3 protein-coding genes are annotated in these 4,259 nt (G+C 71.4%); 1 reads left to right on the top strand and 2 read right to left on the bottom strand.

Annotated elements, in window-relative coordinates:
* The coding region (locus LQV45_RS19415) for a 3-deoxy-7-phosphoheptulonate synthase (RefSeq protein ID WP_230008421.1) at positions 1-953 on the top strand (953 nt) is incomplete at its 5' end.
* 66 nt (positions 954-1,019) lie between these two features.
* Here LQV45_RS19415 and pknB read toward each other — a convergent pair.
* Both pknB and LQV45_RS19405 read right to left on the bottom strand, forming a co-directional pair.
* On the bottom strand, positions 1,020-2,963 hold the full coding sequence (gene pknB / locus LQV45_RS19410; protein WP_230008420.1) for a Stk1 family PASTA domain-containing Ser/Thr kinase: 1,944 nt from the start codon (positions 2,961-2,963) through the stop codon (positions 1,020-1,022).
* A 54-nt stretch (positions 2,964-3,017) separates the two neighbouring features.
* The gene (locus LQV45_RS19405; protein ID WP_230008419.1) at positions 3,018-4,007 is read right to left on the bottom strand and encodes a LysM domain-containing protein; all 990 of its coding nucleotides are present in this window, start codon (positions 4,005-4,007) and stop codon (positions 3,018-3,020) included.
* Positions 4,008-4,259 lie beyond the last annotated feature (252 nt).

Raw genomic sequence — 4,259 nt, 5'->3', positions numbered from 1 at the left:
CGCTGCCGGCGTACCGCGGCGACAGCGTCAACGGCTACGACTTCACCGAGGAGTCCCGCAAGGCCGACCCCGCTCGTCTGCTCAAGGGCTACCACACGGCCGCCTCGACGCTGAACCTCATCCGCGCCTTCACGCAGGGCGGGTTCGCCGACCTGCGCGAAGTGCACAGCTGGAACAAGGGTTTCGCGAGCAACCCCGCCAACCAGGCGTACGAGAGCATGGCGGCCGAGATCGACCGCGCGATCAAGTTCATGGAGGCCGCGGGCGCCAACTTCGACGAGCTCACGCGCGTCGAGTTCTACACGGGCCACGAGGGACTCCTCATGGACTACGAGCGCCCCATGACCCGCATCGACTCGCGCACGGGCCTGCCCTACAACACGTCGTCGCACTTCCAGTGGATCGGCGAGCGCACGCGCGAGCTCGACGGCGCGCACGTCGACTACTTCTCGAAGATCCGCAACCCCATCGGTGTGAAGCTCGGCCCGAGCACGACGCCCGAGGCGGCGCTGGCGCTCATCGACAAGCTCGACCCCGAGCGCGAGCCGGGGCGTCTGACGTTCATCACGCGCATGGGTGCGGGCACGATCCGCGACGCCCTGCCGCCGCTGCTCGAGGCCGTCCGCGATGCGGGCGCCACGCCGCTGTGGGTCACCGACCCGATGCACGGCAACGGCATCACGACGCCGACCGGCTACAAGACGCGTCGCTTCGACGACGTCGTCGACGAGGTGCGCGGGTTCTTCGACGCGCACCGCCAGGTGGGGACGCACCCCGGTGGCATCCACGTCGAACTGACCGGCGACGACGTGACCGAGTGCCTCGGCGGATCCGAGATGATCGACGAGGCCACCCTCGCGACGCGGTACGAGAGCCTGTGCGACCCGCGCCTGAACCACCGTCAGAGCCTGGAGCTGGCGTTCCTCGTCGCCGAGGAACTCGAGAACCGCTGACGCCCGACACCGAGATGCCCCCGACCGGAAAGGTCGGGGGCATCGTCGTGTGCGCGTGCGGCCGAGCTAGAGCGTCGGCGTCAGGGTGATCGTGCTGCCTTGGGGGGCCGTGGTGCCCGCCTTGGGGTTCGTGGCGCGCACCTTGTAGATGTCCCAGTACTTGAAGCCCAGGGGCAGGGTGCCGTCGTCGATGCCGGCATTGACCTGGAAGCCGAGTCCCTCGAGCGTGCCGACGGCGTCGCGGATCGACATCCCCACGACGTTGTCGGGGATCTGCACCGGTCGAGGTCCGATGGACACGCGGAGGGTGACGGTGTCACCGGGGCGCCAGTTGCCGCCACCGTCGCGATCGCCGATGCCGATCACCGTGCCGGAGGGCACCGAGTTGCTGTACTCCTCGGACCGGGTGGTCTGCAGCTGCACCTCGCTCATCGCCCGCTCGGCCTGGGCCGCCGTGAGGCCGGCGACGTCGGGGATCGGTCCGAGCGAGACCGCGAGCGCGGCGGAGTCGCCCTCGCGGACCGTGCAGCCCTGGGTGCAGTCGACGGCGTCGCCGCCGGCGCGCGGGGTGATGCTCGCGGACAGCACCGTGCCGGACGCGGCGTCGGTGAACTCCTGCGTCGTGCCGGACACGCCGACGAAGACGGACCCCAGGATGCCGGTGACCTCGTCGCTGCTCTTGCCGGCCAGCTCGGGGAGGTCGTGCGAGGCCGGTCCGATCGACACGAACACCGTCACCACGGTGCCCTTGTCGAGGCGAGCGTCGACATCGGGATCGGAGCCGACGGTCGTGCCCGCGGGGATCTCTCGGTCGGTGACCTCCTGGGCCTGGGCGCTCAGCTGCCGGTCGGTCAGGAGGGCTTCGGCGTCGGCGTAGCTCATGCGCGAGACGTCGGGGACGGCCACGAGAGATCCCGGACCGGAACCGAACCACCAGCCGGTGGTGGCTGCCCCGGCGGCGAGCATCAGGACGAGGGCGAACAGCCAGATGCCGCGCGTCGTGCGACGACGCGTGCGCTGGCGCAGGCGCGTGGCGTTGTCCACGTCGTCGGTCGGGGCGGCGCTGACCGCGGCGGTCTGCGGAAGGATCTTCGTCAGCTCGCGGGAGTCCGCGGCGCTCGCGGTGACCCCCACGGCGACCGCGCGGGCGACCTGGGGCGCCAGCCCCAGCTCTTTCTCGACCTCGCGCAAGCGGTTGAGCATCGCGGAGGCGTCGAGCGGTCGCTCGGCGGGCTCGCGCTCGGTGGCCCACAGCACGAGCTCGTCGAGCTGTTCGGGGACGCCGGGGTTCTTGGCGCTGGGGCGCGGCACCGAGTCGGTGGCGTGCTGATACGCGATCTGCATCGGCTGCTCGCCCTTGTAGGGCTGCTCGCCGACGAGCATCTCGTACAGCATGATGCCGAGCGAGTAGATGTCGCTGCGGGCGTCCGCGGTGCCGCGGGTGACGAGTTCGGGAGCCAGGTACGCGATCGTGCCCATCAACTGCGCGCCGCTGGCCGTGTTGGCGGTGGTCGCCCGCGCGAGACCGAAGTCGCCGATCTTGATGCGGCCGTCCTCGGCCAGGAGCACGTTCTCGGGCTTGACGTCGCGGTGCACGATCCCTGCCCGGTGCGCCGCGGCGAGCCCCGAGAGGATGGCATCCATGATCGTCAGGGTCTGGTCGACCGTGAGGCGACGGTGCTCGCGCAGGAGTTCGCGCAACGTGATGCCGGGCAGGTACTCCATGACCAGGTAGGCCATCTCGCCGTCCTGGCCCTGGTCGAAGACGTTGACCACGTGCGGGTCGGACAGGCGGGCGGCCGAGCGCGCCTCCTGGATGAAGCGGCTCTGGAACACGGTGTCGTCGCTGAGGTGGCCGTGCATGACCTTCAAAGCGACCCGGCGTTCCAGGCGCAGGTCGGTGGCGACGTACACCGTCGCCATGCCGCCGCGCGCGATGCGCGCGCGGACCCGGTACCGGCCGTCGACGAGACGGCCGATCAGCGGGTCGGCCTGCTGACTCGTGCTCACGTGTCGAGTCTACGGAGCGCCCCCTGGGAGCCCCGGGAACGGCTCACCTTCGGGTCAGCCGAGAACGGCGATCCAGACGGATGCCGGAGACTCCCATTGCGCGTAGCGGTCGGGGTACGCCGAGATCTGGACGGCCTGAGCGGCGTCGGCGTAGCCGAGACCCTCCCAGCCGGGGATGTCGAGCAGGCCGCGGGTCGCGGAGCCGTTCGGATCGGACGCACCGCCGTAGAACACGCGCGTGGAGCGTTCGCGGTCCATGATCTGGTCGGGGCTGCCCCATCCGGAGCTCGGACGCTGCTGGAACAGGCCCAGCGAGTCCCGATCGCCCCAGTCGAGGTTGCGGAGCCAGGACTCTTGCATCGCCGTGCCGAGGGCGATCGCGATCCCGCGGTCGGACACGCCGAGTTCGCGACCGATGCGGATGATCAGCCGGGCGTTCTCGCTCTGCTCCGCGTCGAGTCCGGGAGCCGTGGCCGGGCTCACGGATGCCGGTGCGGCGGCGCCCGCGCCGGCGGTGGGGATCTGCAACGTCTCGCCGGGGTAGATGATCGAGGCGCGGGTCAAGCCGTTCGCGGCGAGGACCGCGTCGAGGGAGACGCCGTTGGCCACCGCGATCGCCGAGACGGTGTCCCCGGCGCGCACCTCGTGCGTGCGGCCGCTCGTCGCGGGTGCGGGCGCCTCGGCCGGGGGCGGCGTCGGCGCGGCCGGGACGAGGGTCAGCACCTGACCGGGGCGGATGACGCCGGAGGCGTCGAGTCCGTTCGCCGTCAGCACCGCGGCCGTGTCGAGTCCGTGCGCGCGGGCGATGGCCCAGACGGTGTCGCCGGGCTGCACCGTGTAGGACGCGGGGGCCGCGGCGACCGCGAGCACGGGCGTGCTCAGGATGCGTGGGGCGGGCGGTGTCGTCGTCAGCACCCGCGGCGCCGGGGGAGCGGCGTGCGCGGCGTTCTCACCCGAGAGGGCGAGGGCGATCGTGCCGGCCACGGCGGCGGGCCAGACGGTTCGGGCGCGAGGGCGCGCGAGAGGGGTGGGGAGTCGTCGCATGGTGGGGGATCCGTTCTTCCGACTGCCCGACACGGTCGCATGGCGCGGGACGGATGTCAACGCATGAGGTGGGTGTGACGGATGTGAATGACGCGGTCGGGATGCCGACGCCCGCGGGGGATGAGATAGTGGCATCGTGACCGAGACGCCCCGCTACGCGACCGATTGGCTGACCCTTCCCGACCTCGTCGATGTCCTCGGGGAGACACTGGGGCGCGTCCGTCGCCTGCTCGACGACGGTTACCTCGTCGG

Source organism: Microbacterium sp. Bi128 (genome assembly GCF_918698205.1).
This window is presented reverse-complemented; position numbering and strand designations above follow the sequence as displayed.